The organism is Chromobacterium indicum, assembly GCF_039708975.1.
Lineage (GTDB): Bacteria > Pseudomonadota > Gammaproteobacteria > Burkholderiales > Chromobacteriaceae > Chromobacterium > Chromobacterium piscinae.
The window spans coordinates 272346-289977 of the sequence record NZ_JAYFSJ010000003.1 but is presented as its reverse complement, the minus strand read 5'-3'; the positions used below and the strand labels follow the sequence as shown (position 1 = coordinate 289977).

Sequence of the window (17632 nt, the reverse complement as noted above, 5' to 3'; positions counted from 1 at the left end):
CTAGAATGGATGGGGTAAAGTCGAAGGAGGCTGTGATGGCCATGCTGTTTCCCCTGCTGGCGGTGCTGATCTGGGCCGCCAACACCATTGTTTCCAAGGCTGCCGCCCAGGTGCTGGACCCGGCGGCGATTTCCATTTACCGCTGGCTGCTGGCGGCGCTGGTGCTGACGCCGTTCTGCCTGCCGGTTCTGCGCCGCCGCGCCGGCGAGCTCAAGCCCTGGTTGGGCAAGCTGCTGGTTCTGGCAATGCTGGGCATGGTGATGTTCCAGTGCCTGGCTTATTACGCGGCCCACAGCACCAGCGCCACCAATATGGGCGTGATCACGGCCTTGGTGCCGCTGCTGGGCCTGCTGCTCAATGCCGCCGTGTTCCGTCAGAAGGTGGCGGCGCTGGCCTGGCTGGGCGTGGCGGTGTCGCTGTCCGGCGTGGTTTACCTGCTGGGCAAGGGCGATCCGATGAGTCTGCTGGCCAACGGCGTCAACACCGGCGACGCGCTGATCTTGGCCGGCGCCGCGTCCTACGCGCTGTACGGCATTCTGCTGCGGCGCTGGGCGCCGCCGTTCGGAGCCTGGCTCAATCTGTATCTGCAGGCCAGCCTGGCGGTATTGCTGCTGCTGCCGCTGACGCTGACCGCGCAGAGCATGGCGATTCCGGCAAAGGGCATCGGCCTGGTGCTGTTCGCCGGCATCGGTTCTTCGTTGCTGGCGGCTTATTTGTGGATGCGCGGCATCCAGAAGCTGGGCAGCGAGCGCACCGCCATCTTCATGAACCTGCTGCCGCTGTTCACCGCGGTGCTGGCCAGCGCGCTGCTGGGCGAAACCATCCATCATTACCACTGGTTGGGCGGCGGCCTGATCCTTCTGGGTGTGGCGCTGGGGCAGGGCATGCTGAAGCTGGGGAGCGCGAAAAAGATGGCTTTTGTAAATAAATAACACAATCCATTAACAAAAATTTACCTGAGCGGTGTGGCGTTTTATTGCGCTTATAGTTCGAGAGCAAAGGTAAATCCGCGTGTTGGATCGATGCGCGGCCATGCCGTGGCAGATTGCTGCGGGTGGCCGTGCTGCAGCGCAGAAACGCATTGTCATCGGGGTGTTGACGTCTATTTCACGCCAGGATTACCATCGCGGCGTTTTCATAACTGGGGGCTGATGCCTTGGAAAGTTGCAGTAGTAGTTGGTTATCCACCGGGTCGTGCTGACCGGCAAAGGCATCGTCGCTATTTCATTGGCCGCTGTCCTGCCGCGAGGCTAGACAGTGCGCATCCCTGGCTCGGCCACTCCGCCGCGGCCGCGTGCTTACCCCATATACCGTTACTGCTGATGACCGCGTACCGAACCCTGTCGGACGCCTAAATCAGGTTTGCGCATCTTCGCGCTTGCATACGCTTGGCGTACCCTTCGTCCGGCTGATGCAGCCGCGCTCATGCCCGCATGCCTTCGTTTGCTTGAAAAACGACGGGCGGTCCCCGCTTGCGCCGCCTGTTCGGAGACGATGACAATGACTAATAACGTCAAGAACGAAGCTGTACTCGACAGCGCCCACGTCGGAGACATCCGCGGCGCATTCGGCACCATCCGCCACGGCGATGTGGCCGCCCGCAACAGCGTCTGGCAGCGGTTGCGCACGCTGCTGGCCATTCTGGGCCCCGGCTTGATCGTGATGGTCGGCGACAACGACGCCGGCGCCTTCAGCACCTATGCCCAGGCCGGCCAGAACTACGGCACCTCGCTGCTGTGGACGCTGATCCTGCTGATCCCGGTGCTGTATGTGAATCAGGAAATGGTGCTGCGCCTGGGCGCCGTCACCGGCGTCGGCCATGCCCGGCTGATCCTGGAGCGCTTCGGCAAATTCTGGGGCGCCTTCAGCGCCATCGACCTGTTCCTGCTGAACGCGCTGACCATCGTCACCGAATTCATCGGCATCACGCTGGGTTTGCAGTACCTGGGCCTGCCCAAGGAGTGGGGCGTGATCGCCGCCGCCGGCCTGGTGATGGCGGCTGCCAGCACCGGAGACTTTCGCCGTTTCGAGCGTTTCTCGATGATATTGGTGGTGTTCAGCCTGCTTTTGGTGCCGGTGTTCATGATGGTGCATCCGCCGATGTCGCAGATCGGCCATGACTTGTTCGTGCCGGGCATGCCGGCCGGCGGCAAGCTGTCCGACGTGATGCTGCTGATCATCGGCATCGTCGGCACCACGGTCGCGCCGTGGCAGCTGTTCTTCCAGCAAAGCTACGTGATCGACAAGCGCATCACGCCGCGCTTCATCAAGTACGAGCGCGCCGACCTGTGGCTGGGCATCGTGCTGGTGTTGATCGGCGCCGTCGCCATCATCGGCATGTCGGCCGCGCTGTTCGCCGGCAAGCCGGAATTCGGCAACTTCCAGGATGCCGGCGCGGTCGCCGCGGGCCTGGGCAAGTACCACAGCCATCTGGCCGGTGTGCTGTTCGCTGTCGCGCTGATCGACGCCAGCCTGATCGGCGCCAGCGCGGTGTCGCTGTCCACCGCCTACGCGTTGGCCGATGTGCTGAACATGAAGCACTCGCTGCACCGCAAGCCGTCCGATGCCCGCGCCTTCTATCTGGTGTATTTCCTGCTGATCGCCGGCGCCGCGTCCCTGGTGCTGATTCCGGGCGTGCCGCTGGGCCTGCTGACCAACGCGGTGCAGACGCTGGCCGGCGTGCTGCTGCCGTCCGCTTCCGTGTTTTTGTTGCTGCTGTGCAATGACAAGGATGTGCTGGGGCCGTGGGTGAACGGCCGCTGGACCAATCTGTTCACCGGCCTGGTGGCGGCGGTGCTGGTGCTGTTGTCGGTGATCCTGACCGCGTCGGTATTGTGGCCGGACATCTCCAGCCAGACCATCGTCAACGTGCTGGTCGGTGGCGGCATCGTCGGCGGCATCGTGGTGATCGCCGCGCATGTCGTCAAGCTGCGCCGCGACGCAGAAACCGGCGCCGATCTGGCGGAAGAGGCCAAGCCGACCAAGCTGTACATGAACACCTGGCGCATGCCGCCGCTGGCTCAACTCAAGCCGATGGTACTGTCCCGCAGCAACCGCATGTGGATGGCTGTGTTGCGCGGTTATCTGGTGGTAGCTGTCATCATGGTGGTGTACAAGGTGACGCAGGTCGCCTTGCTCGGCCAGTAAGCGTCGGGTTAAGGTGGAGCCGGTGCCATGCGAGGCGTGGCGCCGGCTTTTGCCATGTTAGGGACCGGTGCATGGTGGCTTTCACGGAAAACCACCATGCATGTTCCTTATATAAGAAACCGGATAACAAGAGCTGTTTACAAAACCTCGAGAAGTGCCCGTGCCAAGGCTCAGGCGCAGAGTCAGGGGTTTTGCCGGCGGCGCTGAGGAGAGAACATGCATTACAATCTGCATAATATGTTTGAGCTGGATTGGTTCGGCCTGCTGCATTCGTTGATCTGTTTGGCCATGGCCTTCGTCTGCGGCACCGTGATCGGCCTGGAGCGGCAATACCGCCAGCGCACGGCGGGCCTGCGCACCAACGCGCTGGTAGCGGTCAGCGCCGCGGCCTTCGTCAATATGGCCTTGCAACTGGATGGCTCCGGCAGCGCGTCGCGGGTGGTGGCTTATGTGGTTTCCGGCGTCGGTTTCCTCGGCGCCGGCACCATCATGAAGGAAGGTCTGAATGTGCGCGGCCTGAATACCGCCGCCACGTTGTGGGGCTCGGCGGCCACCGGCGCCTGCGCCGGCGCGGGCATGCTGGGCCAGGCCATCCTGACCACGGTGTTCGTGCTGGCGGTCAACACGCTGCTGCGGCCGGTGGTCAATTCCATCAATCGCCGCCCGATAGACGACGACGCCAGCGAAGTCACTTACCAGCTATGCGTGATCGCCACCCGCGAGGAGCAGAAGCAGGCGCTGGCCCAGGTGGGGCAATTGCTGGAAAAGGCCAATTACCCGGTGGGGGATCTGGATGTCGAAGCCTTCGGCGACGACGAAGTGGAGATGACCGCCACGCTGCTGGCCACCTCGGTGGATTCGGACGAGCTGGATCGCATCGCCGCCGAATTGGCGGCCAAGCCGTACATCAGCCAGGCTTACTGGAATACCAGCACCAGCGAGTGAGCGCAGGCTTGCCCGAAGCTGAAGCCGCTGCGGCGAGAGCCCGGCGGCTTTTGCTATTCGATGCCGAGTTGGATGGTTGGCCGCGCGCCTTGTCCGGGGTCAAAGTTCATGACAGACGGTGTTACAATCAACACTAGGTTTTTAGTTGCCGCAGGGCGCAGCCAGAATCAGGCGCCGGCGGCGGGGTAATCCACGGGCGGCCCCACCGGCGCCCGGTTTCTCGAGACAGCCTTATGACCATCATCCGCCAGGAAGACTTCATCCAGAGCATTGCCGATGCCTTCCAGTACATCAGTTGCTACCACCCTAAAGATTATATCGACGCGCTGTACCAGGCTTACCTGAACGAGGAGAGCGCCGCCGCCAAGGACGCGATGGCGCAGATCCTGGTCAACAGCCGCATGTGCGCGGAAGGGCAGCGCCCGATCTGCCAGGATACCGGCATCGCCGTGGTGTTCCTGAAAGTGGGCATGAAAGTGCAGTGGGACGCCCAGCTCAGCGTGCAGGAGATGGTCAACGAAGGCGTGCGCCGCGCTTACAACCATCCGGACAACAAGCTGCGCGCCTCGGTACTGCTGGACCCGGCCGGCAAGCGCCAGAACTCCAAGGACAACACCCCGGCCGTGGTGCACTTCGAGATCGTCGAGGGCGATCAGGTGGATGTGATCTGCGCGGCCAAGGGCGGCGGTTCGGAGAACAAGTCCAAGATGGTGATGCTCAACCCGTCCGACTCCATCGTCGACTGGGTGCTGAAGACCGTGCCGACCATGGGCGCCGGCTGGTGTCCGCCAGGCATCCTCGGCCTCGGCATCGGCGGCACGCCGGAAAAGGCGATGCTGCTGGCGAAAGAATCGCTGATGGATCACGTCGACATCCACGAACTGAAGGCCAAGGCCGCCGCCGGCGAGGAATTGTCCCGCGTCGAGGCGCTGCGCCTGGAGTTGTTCGAGAAGGTCAACGCGCTGGGCATCGGCGCGCAAGGCCTGGGCGGCCTGACCACGGTGCTGGACGTGAAGATCCTGGATTACCCGACCCACGCGGCATCTTTGCCGGTGGCGATGATCCCGAACTGCGCCGCCACCCGCCACATCCATTTCCACCTGGACGGCAGCGGCCCGGCCCATCTGGAAACCCCTAGCCTGGAAGATTGGCCGGACATCACTTACGACCCGTCCAACGGCAAGCGCGTGGATCTGGACAAGATCACCAAGGAAGAAGTGGCCAGCTGGCAGCCGGGCGATGTGCTGCTGCTCAACGGCAAGATCCTCACTGGCCGCGACGCCGCCCACAAGCGCATGGTGGACATGCTGAACAAGGGCGAGAAGCTGCCGGTGGATTTCACCAACCGCTTCATCTATTACGTCGGCCCGGTCGATCCGGTGCGCGAGGAGGTTGTTGGCCCGGCCGGCCCGACCACCGCCACCCGCATGGACAAGTTCACCCGCCAGATGCTGGAAGAGACCGGTTTGCTCGGCATGATAGGCAAGGCCGAGCGCGGCCCGGCGGCGATCGAGGCGATCCGGGACAACAAGGCGGTGTATCTGATGGCTGTCGGCGGTTCGGCTTATCTGGTGTCCAAGGCGATCAAGGCGTCCAAGGTGGTGGGCTTCGCCGATTTGGGCATGGAAGCGATCTACGAATTTGAGGTCAAGGACATGCCGGTGACGGTGGCGGTGGATTCCTGTGGCACCTCGGTGCATAACACCGGCCCGGCGGAATGGCGGGTGAAGATCGGGAAGATCCCGGTGAGTGCGGGCTGAGCCTGTCCCTTTGAGTGAGGAATGCCGTTCCGATAGGAGCGGCATTTTTTATGGCGCATCAGCGGTGTTGGGGGATTTGAAACGATGGTCTGTTGCAGACTAGCGGCACAGACAGATAATCTGCAGCATATTTTCGTTTTTTATCTTGCAAATCTTTGACTTACGGCATAAATACTGAAAATGTTCACGGCATTGTTTTAGTGTTTCTACCTAGCGAGTAATGAATATGGAACTCGGTTCCGTCGCCACCTTCAATCTGTACCCGGACCTGTATGCGCGCTTTCGCCCATCGTATCCGGAGGAACTGTACGATTGGCTGCTGCAACTGTGTCCGGGGCGCGGACGCGCCTGGGACTGCGCGACCGGCAGCGGCCAGACCGCGGTGAGGCTGGGGGAGAGTTTCGCGCGCGTCGACGCCACCGACATCAGCTCGTCGCAGCTGTCGGCGGCCGAGCCGCACAATCAGGTGTATTACCGAGAGTGCCCGGCCGAGGTGACGCCGTTCGACGACGATTGCTTTGACCTGATCTGCGTGTCGCAGGCGCTGCACTGGTTCCATTTGCCGTCGTTCTGGCCGGAGATGCAGAGGGTGCTGAAGCCGGGAGGCATCTTCGCTGCCTGGGGCTACCATCACTGCGTGGTGTCGCCGGAGATCGACCGCGCCTGCAGCGTGCTGTGGTCCATCATCGAGCCGTTCTGGTCCAGCCGCTGCCAGCTGCTGTGGGATGACTTCCGCGGCAGCGGCTGTCCGTTGCCGCTGCTGAAAGCGCCCAGCTTCACCATCAGCAGCGACTGGACGCTGGATCATTTCCTGGGCTTCCTCAACACCACCTCGGCCAGCAAGTTGTGCAAGCAGGCCCTGGGCGAGAGCATCCTGGACGATTCCTGTCAGCGCATCACCCGGGCCTGGGGGCCGCGGAGCCAAGTGCGGCGCGTCGATCTGCCGCTGCACGTGATGGTGGCGCGCAAGGATGGCGCGGCTGCCCTTATCGGCTGAGCGAGTTAAATAGACGTAAAAAAGCGCCCGATCGCGGGCGCTTTGTCGTTTGCGGCAAGGGTCAATGGCGGCGGTCGTATTCCGCCTGCAGGTCGGACAGCAGGATGTTGAGCGCGTCAGACGAACGCACCAGCTCCAGCAGCGACACCGCCAGCGAGGCGATCATGCACAGCAGGCTGGCGCCGAAGGTGACTTCCCCGGTCGCCTGCCAGCCGGTATAAATCTGGAACATCGCCACGGTGCACAGGAACAGGCTGGCGATGCCCATGAACTGCATCCACTTGATCAGCGTGATCCGGGTGCGCAGGTTGCCGATCTGGCGCAGGATTTTTGGGTCCTGGCTGTCGCGGTATTCCTCGTACAGGTTGCGGATGATGCTTGCCAGGCCGAGAAAGCGGTTGGTATAGGCCAGCAGCAGCAGCGAGATGGCGGGGAACAGCAGGGCCGGGGTGGCCAGGTTCAGAGCGGAGTGCATCAGGAGTTCTCGTCTATCCATACGTCGGTGCCGTTGGGCGCGGCATCGAACAGTTCAATCACATCGCGGTTTTTCATGCGGACGCAGCCCAGCGAGCTGGGCCGGCCCCATGGTACATGATCGCCGGCGCCGTGGATGTAGATGGCGCGCTCGTAGCTGTCGACATTGCCGCCCTGATTGAGGCCTGGCTCCTGGCCGCACAGCCACAGGATGCGGGTGAGGATCCAGTCCTTGTTCGGGTATTGCGCGTGCAGCTCGGGCGTGTATTTCCACGGCGTCACCTGGCGGCGGAAGATGATGGTGTTCGCTTCCGCGCCGTCGCCCAGCTTTTCACACACGGCGTGCCAGCCGCGTGGGGTCTGGTAGCTGCCGCTGGTTTCGCCGACGCCGTTTTTCGCCGTCGACACCACGTATTCCTTCTGGACTCGGCCCCAATCGTCGAGCAGGCGCAGCGTCTGCGACTTGACGCCTACCCAGATCCAGGGCGAGCCGTAATGGCGGGCGTTGGGGTAGGTGGCTTGCAGCGGGCCATCGGTTTGCGTCTGCAGGATGAGCGCCGCGTCGTCGGCGGCCAAACAGGGCTGTGCCAGGCAGGTCAGCAGGATGGCGAGTCTCGCGCGCATTTCATTCCTCCCCGGGGGATCGGCGCCGCTGGCGGAAGAAGGCGGACAACTGTTCCGCGCAGGCTTCCGCCTCCACACCGCCGAACACCGCGGCATGGTGGTTGAGCCGCGCGTCGGCGAACAGGTCGACCGTGCTGCCCGCCGCGCCGGTCTTGGCGTCGGCGGCGCCGTAGATCACGCGGGCGATGCGAGCGTGCAGGATGGCGCCGCTGCACATCGGGCAGGGCTCCAGCGTCACGTACAGGTCGCAGCCGTCCAGCCGGTAGTTGCCCAGGCGCGCGGCGGCGTCGCGCAGCGCCTGCATTTCGGCATGGGCGGAGGGGTCGTGCCGGCCTATCGGCTGATTGTAGCCGCGGCCTATGATCTCGCCATCCTTCACCACCAGCGCCCCCACCGGCACCTCGCCTTCGGCGGATGCTTGCTCGGCCAGCGCTCTGGCCATGCCCATGCAGCGCCGGCGTTCTTCCTCGTTCGGGGGCAGGGCCACCGGGGGGTGGTCGGACAGCTGGCGCAGCAATGCTGCCTTGTCGCTTTCTTCCAGTTGTTGCCAATGAATGCCTCGCGCCGCGGCTTCCAGCGCGAACAGCAAGCGGCGGGTCGCGGTGTGGCCGGCCGCTTTTAGTTGCAGAAAAGCGGTGACCGCGCCGCGAGCGAGCAGTTGCTGGCGGGTGTGGATGTCCAGCTCGGCCAGCCAGGCGATGGCGGCGGGAGGCAGCGGAGGGGAGGTGAGCGTCACGGAGTCTGGCAGCGAGAGGGTTGCGGCAATGCCGTCATTATCGCGTGTTTCCCGCCGCGAACCAAACCAGGGGGAGAGGGCGCGGGGGCTTGGCTCCACGGAAATCATGCAGAAGAGAATTTTTTATGCGCATGCGGCTGATATTGGCATAAAGAAATCGCTGATGTTGACGATATGATTGGAAAACACCAGAAAGTCCGCCCATGTCCGTGATCTCATCTCCGTCAGGCCCCAGCATCTGGCGGCAAAGCCTTTTCCCGTCAGCGCTGTCCAATGGCGCTAGCCAGCCTTCTTCCCCAGCCTCTTCCGCCGTCAATGGCGACGCCGATGCGCAGAGTCCATTGCAGCCCAAGCTGCCGGATCCGCGCAGCGAGCTGCAAAAATCGCTGAGCCAGGGTTTGCAGGACTATATGCAGAAGCTGAAAGTGGATCTGAACCGTCCGGCCCAGCGCCAGAGCAGCGAGGCCGACGCCATGCAGAAAACCGTGCTCAAGCAGCGGGTGGAGGGGCTGCGTCGGATGATGATGATGGCGCATGACAAGGCCAGTCTGCGCGCGCTGGCTTCCGAACTGGCCCGTTTGGCCAAGGAGTTGAAGGGTTTGGTTGAGAGCATGAGCCAGAATTCGGCCGATAACCAGATGACGGTGAATGTCGGCGGCGATCAGGCGGCGGGCGACGCGGCGTCGCAGGGTTGCGGTGCGGACGGAGTCCAGAGCTCGGACGGCGCGGCATCGTCGTCTGCCGGCGAGGCGGCATCTTCCGATGAGGGAGGCGGCGCATCCTCCGGGGCCGATGCCGCATCATCGACTGCGGCGGCTGCGTCGGAGGCGGGCGGGGCTGCCGCATCGGCGCAGCAGGCTAGCAACGGACAGAGCGCGGCCGACCGCCCGGCAAGCGATGCGAACGCGAAGGAGCAAGGCGGCGGTGCCCAGCCGGCAGGAGACAGCCAGGCCCAGGCCGCCGATCCCCGTGCGGCGCAGCAGAGCGCCCAGTCCGGCGGCAAGGGCAATCAGGGGGCGGTGGATCCGGATATCCAGGAAATGGTGCAGACGCTGAAAATGGTCAAGGAGTTCATCAAGCAGCAAATGCAGCAGATGAAGGACAAGCGGGAAACGCAGGACGATCTGCAGAGCGCGGAAAAGGCGCTGGGCGATGTGGATAAGATACTCAAGGGAGGACCGGAGGCGGAAGCAGCGATGGGGGAGCAGATGAGCGTCAACATCAGCGATGTCGCAAGCAACATCAATGTGACTGCCTGAGCCTCGAACGCTGCGGACTTCAGCGCGCGAAGGCGCGCCGGACAATCCGCCAGATCACCCATAGCCGGGCGCCGCCCTGCAGCCAGCGGCGCAGGCGCGGACTCGGCAATAGTTTGCCCAGCGTTTCCAGCGTCGAACCGAACCAGCCTTCGCGCCACAGGGAGAAGCCTGAGCCGGCCAGCCGCATCGGCTGGAGCAGCCTTTGCTTCTCCAGCTTCAGTTTGACGCGCAGGGCTTCGCCCTTCATCACCAGCAGCTGTTTCTTCAGTTCCCGGTCCTGCGGCGTCACGCGCGCTCCCCGCCAGGGCCCAAGGCTGTCCAGTCTTTCCGGATTTCCTGAAGGGTGGTTGAGAACGGAGCGGATTGCTGTCTCAGGCGCCTGCGCAGGCCCAGCAGCAGCGCGATGCCGCCGCCGCACAACAGCAGGGCGAGGCCGGCCATGACTGCGATCCGCCACTCCTGCGGCGTCAGCGCCCACAGGGCGAGCACGGCGGCGATCAGGCCGCAGCCCAGTAGAACCAGGCCCAGCATGCCCTGTAGCAGATTGCCGACGATCTCGTCCTTCAATTCCTGGGCTTCCAGCGCCAGCAGCTCGGCGCGGGTCAGGAACAGCGACGCCAAGCCGCCCGCGAACGAACGCAGGGTGCCGGGGCGGGGGGCTTGGGCGGGATCGGACATGGGGCTCAGCGGCGGGAGACCAGCATGCCCAGCAGGAAGGCGACGCCGGCGGCGATGCCGATGGATTTCCACGGATTGTCGTGGACGTACTGGTCGGTGGCCTTGGCGGCTTCCTTGGCCTTGCCTACCACGGCGACTTCGGCGTCGCGCAGCTTGGCCTTGGCGGTGCCCAGCTTGTCGGAGAGGCGCTTGCGCAGCTCCTTGGCGTGCTGGCTGCCATCATCGACGGTAGAGTTGATCAATTCCTCGGTGCTGTTCAGCACCTGGCGCACATCATCCAGCAATTGCTCTTTTTCCTTGGCGCTAGCGGCGGTGGACATGACTACCTCCTGGCGAATATTGAAAATAAAGCGATCCGGCGCGACGCGGCATGGCCCGCCGCGCCGGAGTCCAAGCTAACAGGCCGGCGTGGCCGAGTCAAACCGCCGCGCGGCGGTCTACCCATGTTGGTAGAGCGCATCGTCCAGCGAAGGTTCCTGCGGGCTTTGGGCCGCGCGGACGCAGAGCAGGCCGGCCAGCGCCATCAGCGCGCAGTAGAGCACGCAGATCCATGGGCTCCAGGGCATCGCGGCGATCAACAGCAGCGGCGTGACGCTAGCCCACGCCGAGTAGGCGACGTTGTAGGTGAAGGAAATGCCCGATACCCGCACCTCGGCCGGAAACATGGCCACCATGATGGACGGCACCACGCCGACGATGCCGCAGCACAGGCCGGCGAAGGCGTAGGCGAGGCCGGGCCAGCCCCAGCCGGCGATCAGGTCGGCGTACAGCGCGGCGATGCCGACCGGCAGCAGCAGGCTGTAGAGGATCAGGCTGCGGCGCTGGCCGATGCGGTCGCAGACATGGCCGGCGATCACGCAGCCTATGTTGAGAAACACGATGCCCACGCTGCTGAGCGCGAACGCACGGTCGGCGTGCATGCCGAAGCGTTGCTGCAGCAAGGTGGGCGTCACCACCACCAGCACCACCACCGCCGAGGTGAGCACGCAGGTCAGCGCGGCCGCCGGCAGCAGCGTGTGCTTATGCCGGCGCAGCACGTTCAGCAAGGGGTAGGCGGCGCGCTCGTCCTGGCGATCCCTCATTGCCAGGAACACTGGCGTCTCGCTCAGCCAGCGCCGCAGCCAGACGCCGAGCAGGCCGAATGGGCCGCCCAGCAGGAAGGGAATGCGCCAGCCGTAGTCCAGCATCTCCTGCGGCGTGAACACGCGCGCCAGCAGCGTGGCGGTCAGCGCGCCCAATAGATAGCCGAAGGTCAGGCCGGCTTGCAGCACGCCCAGCGCGTAGCCGCGGCGGCCTCGCGGCGCGTGCTCGGCGACGAAGGACCAGGCGCTGGGCACCTCGCCGCCCACCGCCGCGCCCTGCAGGATGCGCAGCGACAGCAACAGCAGCGGAGCCAGGATACCGATGTCGGCGTAAGTGGGCATCAGGCCGATCAGCAGACAGGGGCCGGCCATCATCAGGATGGTGAGGCTGAACACGCGCTTGCGGCCCAGGCGGTCGGCGAAGTGGGCCATCAGGATGCCGCCCAGCGGGCGAGCCAGATAACCGGTGGCGAAGATGCCGAAGGTTTGCAGCAGGCGCAGCCACTCGGGCATGTCGGGCGGGAAGAACAGCTTGCTCAGCGTGGTGGCGAAGAAGGCGAAGATGATGAAATCGTAGATTTCCAGCGCGCCGCCCAGCGCGGCCAGGCCCAGGGTCTGGTAGTCGGCGCGGGTGAGCGGGGTGGAGCGGGAGTCAGTCATGGATCAATCACGGAGTGCTGGGATGCCTGTCTGCGGCATCGCTATGGTAAAGAGCGAGCCAGGCCTTGGCCGGAGGCTCGTTCGCGCATGGCCGCCAGTTTAGCGCGGGAATCGCATCCTGCGGGAATAATCATATTCTGTTTGCATTTCTCGTCCGAATGAAATCAGGTCCGCCTTATCGGGTGGGCAGCAGGTTTTCCGCGAGAAAGTCGATGAACACCCGCTGTTTGGGCGGCAGATGGCGGCTGGCGGGCCAGACGGCGGAGAACTTTCCGGGTTCGGCCGCGCAATCCTCCAGCACCGGCCGCAAGCGGCCGTCGGCCAGCTCGCGGCGGACCGCGAAGTCCGGCAGCCACGCGATGCCCAGGCCGTCGCTGGCGGCGGCGGCCAGCGCTTCTATGCTGTTGCAACTGAGAAAGGCGTTCGGTTGCGGCGGCGAGCCGGCCGGGACGCGCAGCGCCCATGGCTGCAATTGGCCGTTGTAGGGAAAGCGGTAGCGCAGGCAGGCATGGGCCTGCAAATCATCGGGCCGCTGCGGTTCGCCGCGGCGGCGGAAATAGTCGGGCGAGCCGACCAGCGCGAAGCGGAACGGCCCCAGCAGCCGCGCCTGCAGCCTGGAGTCGTCCAGTTCGCCGCTGCGCACCGCCACGTCTACGCCTTCCGCCACCAGGTCCACCATGCGGTCGCTGAAGTCCAGTTCCAGCGAGATTTCCGGGTAACGGGCGTGGAATTCGGGCAGCAGCGGCGACAGCATGCGGTGGCCGATCAGCGGCAAGCTGACTTTCAGGCGGCCGCGCGGCGCGGCGGCGCTGTGCGCCAGTTCCGCCGAGGCCTCGTCCAGTTCCGCCAGGATGCGGCGGCTGCGTTCGAACAGCAGCAGCCCTTCCTGGGTCAGGCGGATGCGGCGGGTGCTGCGGTGAAACAGCCGCGCGGCGAGCTTGTCCTCCAGCCGGCTGACGCTCTTGCTGACGGCCGAGGCCGAAATGCCCAAGCGCTCGCCGGCGGCGACGAAGCTGCCCAGCTCCGCCGCGCGGACAAAGGCGAGCAGGCCGCTCAAGCTGTCCATGCCGTTCATGCAACGCCTCCTTTGATGACAAAATTTCATTAAAAAAATGACATTGTGCCTGTTTTTCCATGCAATTGCCCTGCCTATCATTTGCCGCATCAAGAACCGCGCTTGGCGATGGCCGCGCGCTGGATGAAAGGAGAGGCGAATGCAAAGGAAGCAAATGGAACGGCATGGCGGGAAATGGTCGGTGCTGGCGGCGGTCTGCCTGGCCGCGCTGGCGCTGCCGTGGAGCTTTGTCGGCGGCGCGGTGGCGACGCCGGCCATTGGGCGGGAGCTGGGCGGCAGCCCGCAGGCGCTGGGTTGGGTGACCAGCGCCTTCATGCTGAGTTTCGGCAGTTGCCTGATGGCCGCCGGCGCGCTGGCCGATCAGTATGGCCGCAAGCGCCTGTTCGGCATCGGCATCGGCTTGTTCGCGGCGTCGTCGCTGGCGATCAGTCTGGCGCCGGATTTGTGGTGGCTGAATGGCTTGCGCGCCGCGCAGGGGCTGGCCGCCGCCGCTGCGATGGCCGGCGGTTCGGCGGCATTGGCGCAGGAATATGAAGGAGAGGCGAGGACGCGCGCCTTCAGTCTGTTGGGCACGACTTTCGGCTTGGGGTTAGCCTTTGGCCCGCTGTTGTCCGGCGGCCTGATCCAATGGCTGGACTGGCGCGCCATCTTCGCCTGCGGCGCGGCGATCGGCGTGGCTGCGCTGTTGCTGGCGCTGCCGCGCATGCGCGAATCGCGCGATCCGGACGCAGTGGGGCTGGATTGGCCGGGCGCGCTCAGTTTCACCTCGATGCTCGCCTTGTTCACGACCGCGCTGCTGCAGGGGCCGCAGCAGGGATGGCGCAGCCTGCCGGTGATGGCGCTGCTGGCGGGAGCGCTGGCCTTGCTGCTGGCCTTCATCTGGCTGGAGCGGCGGGCGGCGCGGCCGATGCTGGATTTGTCCTTGTTCCGCTACCCGGCCTTTGTCGGCGTGCAGTGCCTGCCGCTGGCAACCAGCTATTGCTATGTCGCCTTGCTGGTGCTGCTGCCCTTGCGCTTCATCGGCGTGGATGGGCAAGGGGAGGCCGAGGCGGGCTTGTGGATGCTGGCGCTGTCGGCGCCGATGCTGGCGATGCCGTCGCTGGCGGTATGGCTGACGCGCTGGCGTTCCGCCGGCTTCATTTCCGCGGCAGGCTTGCTGACGGCTGCGCTGGGGTTGGCCGGCCTCAGCCAGGCTCAGGCGGGCTCGCCCGCCATGGCGCTGGCGCTGCTATTGATCGGCGGCGGCAGCGGATTGCCTTGGGGACTGATGGATGGCTTGTCGGTCAGCGTGGTGCCCAAAGAGCGTGCCGGCATGGCCAGCGGCATCTTCAGCACCACCCGGGTGGCGGGCGAGGGCATGGCGCTGGCCGCAATAGGCGCGTTGATGGCAGGCCTTACCGGCAGAGCGCTGGCCGATGCCGGCCTGAACGCGCCGGCCGCCGCAGTGCAGCGGCTGGCGTCGGGCAATTTGTCCCAGGCCCATGCGCTATTGCCGATGGCGGACATCGGACGGTTGATTCATGCCTATGACTGGGCTTTCCAGCGATTACTGTATCTGTTGATCGCCTTGACGCTGTCGTCGGCGTTGATGGCGCTGGTTTTGCTGGGGCGCAACAAGGGTGAGGCAGGCGTTGCCTGAAGGGGGCAATGAAAAAAACGCCCCGCATGAGTGGGGCGTCGAGATGGTGGGCCTAAGGAGCTTGCTCCGTTTGATGGCCAGCTTTGCGTGCAATAATTTGATTTTAATTTGAATTATTTATTTGAACTCAGGCGGCGCCATGAAGATTGGATGCGTGAAGTTGAGGCTTCGGCGCCGTGCATGTCCATTGACAAGCATCTCAAGTGAGGGCTGCTTGGGAGCGAAGAGCGCGACGCTCTTGTTTGCGTGCGAATCCGAATTCCCTTCAAGCTCAGCTCTCGATATCCGGGGCTTCCGGGCAGACTCTGTTGCGTCCCCCCTCCTTGGCCTGATACAAGGCTTCATCTGCCCGCTTCACCAGATCGTCCGCTGTTTCTCCCTTGCGCAGAACCGCAACGCCGAAGCTGCTGGTCTTGCTGCCAATCTCGTCGAAGGCATGCGCTTGCACGCTGGCGCGCAAGTGCTCGGCCAGGCGCAACGCCTGTTCCAGAGTGGTCTGAGGGCAAAGTATCAGGAACTCTTCGCCACCCCAACGACCCACGGTGTCGGTCGCCCGCGCCGCGCGTCTCAAGATGCCGGTGAATTCCCGAAGCAGGATGTCTCCAACCAGATGTCCACGGCTGTCGTTGACGGACTTGAATTTGTCGATGTCGGCCAGGATCACCGCAAGCGGGCGGCTGTCAGGGTCGGCCAGCGGGATGGCGCTCTTGAAAGCCTCATCCAGGCCTCGTCGGTTGACCGCGCCGGTCAGCTTGTCGGTTATGGCCAGCTGGGCTAGCTGCCGGTGTGCTTCGAGCAGCTCGGTCGTTCGCTGCGTGACTTCCTGGCTCAGGATCTCGTTGTGGCGAACCTGGAATTCGTGCGCGGTTTGGAGTCGGCCATAGGCATCGTTGAGCCTATCGACCAGCACGCTCAGCTCATCGTACGGCCCCTGCGGGCCACGGCGCAGCACAAAGGGCGTGAAACGCTTCCCCGGCTCGAAGGACTTGGCGAACTCCGCCATCTGCGTCAAATGTCGCGTGATCATCCATGAGATCAGCAAGAGGATGCTGATCGAAGTCACCAACGACTTGCCGCCCTGTGTCGCCAACACGATGCCGATGCGATCAAGGGTGCGGCGATAGAGCGTGTGCAGATTGGGCTCAATGTAGATCTTGCCGACGACCACTCCATTGCGCCGCAAAACGTACTCGAAGAGCCTCCCCGCGTCGGGATCAAGCTTCCCGGTTTTCAGCGCGGCCGACTGGCTGGGGCCGTAGTGGATCGTGGCGCCGGCGACCCAGGGCGAATGACCGATGCCATCGAGCTGCACCTGCATGCCGGCGACGTTGAAGTTCCAGGCCGCATCGGCAAGGCCAGGCAGCTGGCTCTGCTCGATGTAGCGCATGCCCTGCTCGAGTTCGGACACATCGCTTCGGTAGTCGAAGAATAGTTGTACCGAGGTCGCGATCAGCGCTGCCGTCGTGCTGATGCCGATGATCCAGACCAGCATGCGTCGCGCAAGTCCACGCGGGGCGAGGAAAATCAAAAGGAAATTGCGCAGTCGGGCGCTATCTCTGGTCTGGCGATTTGCGTCCATGCTTACTTGGCCTGTCTACGAAATGGCGAATAGCGGGCGTAGACCTCCTCGTACCGTTTGGCGGCTTCCGGATCAAGCAAGCGGGCTTCCGCTTCGATCCATGGCGGACGCCTGCCAGCCTTGGCGACGATCTCATTGACCCGCTTGACGATCTTTCGTCCCCACGGTCCCTTGGTGCAAGCCGCATACCCTAGCGTGTATTCAGAATGGCCGGCGATTGGAAGGTAAATAAATTTGACTGATGTGGGCAGTTTCAAATGCCTGGCGAACCAATAGACCTCGTCCGGATAGGCGATGATGTAGTCCACCCACCCGCTGGCCAACTGGCTGAAAGGCGCCACGTCGTCGGCGCTCGTCTGGAGGATGTTCTTTTGTCCGGCCGCAGCCGTGAAAGCCGACAGAATCACAGGGGTATATCCCCGCATCTCTTGGCGGACGGTGGTCAACGATAGCTCATGCATCAGCCGGGCGATGTCTACGGCCCCGTCGGCATTGCGGTAAGCCGCCAGGCGGGCCGCCCGATCGGATCGCACGACGACGTAATACGGCAGCACGAATTCGACCGGGTTGCTGAATTCCATATACGCTTCGCGCTCGCTGGTCTTGAGCAGGCTAGGCTGGCAAACGTGCTGGCCCTGCTTCATCAGGCCGGAAACGCGAGCCAGGCTGGCGCGTTCGATCACGCTGTTGTACTCGGGCGTGCGCTCAATGAAATATCGCAGAAAAACGTCAGCGTACCCTTGGCCCTTGTCGGGGCCGTCGGTGATGGTGACCGGTGGATTGCCCGGCATTTGCCATCTGATGGTGTTGTCGTCGGCCCGAGCGTTGGCGCTCATCATCAGATGGCACAGCGCCATCCCTGCGCCAATGAACGTCCAGAAAGAAGCGGCTCGCATCTTCCCGGCGGTGGCTTTCAACATTTCCGTATTCCTTTAAATACACTTGCGATCGTGCCTATTGTTCCTGGGGCGACGCGA

17 protein-coding genes are annotated in these 17632 nt (G+C 64.0%); 7 read left to right on the top strand and 10 right to left on the bottom strand.

Annotated features, from left to right (window positions below; translation table 11 throughout):
* Window positions 1–35: 35 nt before the first annotated feature.
* From VA599_RS06185 to VA599_RS06165, 5 genes are all read left to right on the top strand, one after another.
* The gene (locus tag VA599_RS06185) at window positions 36–932 is read left to right on the top strand and encodes a DMT family transporter (protein ID WP_346787958.1); all 897 of its coding nucleotides are present in this window, start codon (window positions 36–38) and stop codon (window positions 930–932) included.
* A gap of 568 nt (window positions 933–1500) precedes the next feature.
* Complete coding sequence (locus VA599_RS06180) at window positions 1501–3147, top strand: NRAMP family divalent metal transporter (protein ID WP_104947840.1); 1647 nt, start codon at window positions 1501–1503, stop codon at window positions 3145–3147.
* A 216-nt stretch (window positions 3148–3363) separates the two neighbouring features.
* The gene (locus tag VA599_RS06175) at window positions 3364–4092 is read left to right on the top strand and encodes an MgtC/SapB family protein (protein ID WP_021477736.1); all 729 of its coding nucleotides are present in this window, start codon (window positions 3364–3366) and stop codon (window positions 4090–4092) included.
* Window positions 4093–4325: 233 nt separating this feature from the next.
* The gene (locus VA599_RS06170; RefSeq protein ID WP_104947839.1) at window positions 4326–5852 is read left to right on the top strand and encodes a fumarate hydratase; all 1527 of its coding nucleotides are present in this window, start codon (window positions 4326–4328) and stop codon (window positions 5850–5852) included.
* A gap of 226 nt (window positions 5853–6078) precedes the next feature.
* Window positions 6079–6849 carry a class I SAM-dependent methyltransferase gene (locus tag VA599_RS06165; RefSeq protein ID WP_021477740.1) on the top strand — a complete coding sequence of 257 codons (771 nt, stop codon included), beginning with the start codon at window positions 6079–6081 and terminating at the stop codon, window positions 6847–6849.
* A gap of 61 nt (window positions 6850–6910) precedes the next feature.
* Here VA599_RS06165 and VA599_RS06160 read toward each other — a convergent pair whose 3' ends face one another.
* Genes VA599_RS06160 through tadA form a run of 3 tightly spaced genes read right to left on the bottom strand, consistent with a single transcriptional unit; the run spans window position 6911 to window position 8683 of the window.
* Window positions 6911–7324, bottom strand: coding sequence for a DUF2721 domain-containing protein (locus tag VA599_RS06160; RefSeq protein ID WP_104947838.1), 414 nt, complete (start codon window positions 7322–7324; stop codon window positions 6911–6913).
* Entirely contained in the window at window positions 7324–7947 is a 624-nt protein-coding gene (locus VA599_RS06155) for a L,D-transpeptidase family protein (protein ID WP_346787957.1), read from the bottom strand. Before VA599_RS06155 ends, VA599_RS06160 begins: the two co-directional genes overlap by 1 nt.
* A 1-nt stretch (window position 7948) precedes the next feature.
* The gene (tadA, locus tag VA599_RS06150) at window positions 7949–8683 is read right to left on the bottom strand and encodes a tRNA adenosine(34) deaminase TadA (RefSeq protein WP_346787956.1); all 735 of its coding nucleotides are present in this window, start codon (window positions 8681–8683) and stop codon (window positions 7949–7951) included.
* A gap of 203 nt (window positions 8684–8886) precedes the next feature.
* Here tadA and VA599_RS06145 point away from each other — a divergent pair, with 203 nt between their 5' ends.
* Window positions 8887–9942, top strand: a complete 1056-nt coding sequence (locus tag VA599_RS06145) for a hypothetical protein (RefSeq protein ID WP_346787955.1) — start codon at window positions 8887–8889, stop codon at window positions 9940–9942.
* 19 nt (window positions 9943–9961) lie between these two features.
* Here VA599_RS06145 and VA599_RS06140 read toward each other — a convergent pair whose 3' ends face one another.
* The 5 genes from VA599_RS06140 to VA599_RS06120 form a co-directional block, all read right to left on the bottom strand.
* A complete protein-coding gene (locus VA599_RS06140) occupies window positions 9962–10231 on the bottom strand; it encodes a hypothetical protein (protein WP_221666485.1) in 270 nt (89 codons plus the stop codon).
* Entirely contained in the window at window positions 10228–10620 is a 393-nt protein-coding gene (locus tag VA599_RS06135; protein WP_346787954.1) for a phage holin family protein, read from the bottom strand. Before VA599_RS06135 ends, VA599_RS06140 begins: the two co-directional genes overlap by 4 nt.
* 5 nt (window positions 10621–10625) lie before the next feature.
* Window positions 10626–10940, bottom strand: a complete 315-nt coding sequence (locus VA599_RS06130) for an ElaB/YgaM/YqjD family protein (RefSeq protein WP_021477747.1) — start codon at window positions 10938–10940, stop codon at window positions 10626–10628.
* A 117-nt stretch (window positions 10941–11057) separates the two neighbouring features.
* Entirely contained in the window at window positions 11058–12362 is a 1305-nt protein-coding gene (locus VA599_RS06125) for an MFS transporter (protein ID WP_104947833.1), read from the bottom strand.
* Window positions 12363–12537: 175 nt separating this feature from the next.
* Window positions 12538–13437: a LysR family transcriptional regulator gene (locus tag VA599_RS06120; protein WP_346787953.1), complete on the bottom strand. Its 900-nt coding sequence runs from the start codon at window positions 13435–13437 to the stop codon at window positions 12538–12540.
* Between the two features lie 139 nt (window positions 13438–13576).
* Between VA599_RS06120 and VA599_RS06115 the strand changes: the two genes are divergently transcribed.
* Complete coding sequence (locus VA599_RS06115) at window positions 13577–15076, top strand: MFS transporter (RefSeq protein ID WP_346787952.1); 1500 nt, start codon at window positions 13577–13579, stop codon at window positions 15074–15076.
* 271 nt (window positions 15077–15347) lie between these two features.
* Here VA599_RS06115 and VA599_RS06110 read toward each other — a convergent pair whose 3' ends face one another.
* Both VA599_RS06110 and VA599_RS06105 read right to left on the bottom strand, forming a co-directional pair.
* Window positions 15348–16655: a sensor domain-containing diguanylate cyclase gene (locus VA599_RS06110; protein WP_104947832.1), complete on the bottom strand. Its 1308-nt coding sequence runs from the start codon at window positions 16653–16655 to the stop codon at window positions 15348–15350.
* A 2-nt stretch (window positions 16656–16657) separates the two neighbouring features.
* The gene (locus VA599_RS06105; RefSeq protein ID WP_104947831.1) at window positions 16658–17575 is read right to left on the bottom strand and encodes a TIGR02285 family protein; all 918 of its coding nucleotides are present in this window, start codon (window positions 17573–17575) and stop codon (window positions 16658–16660) included.
* Window positions 17576–17632 lie beyond the last annotated feature (57 nt).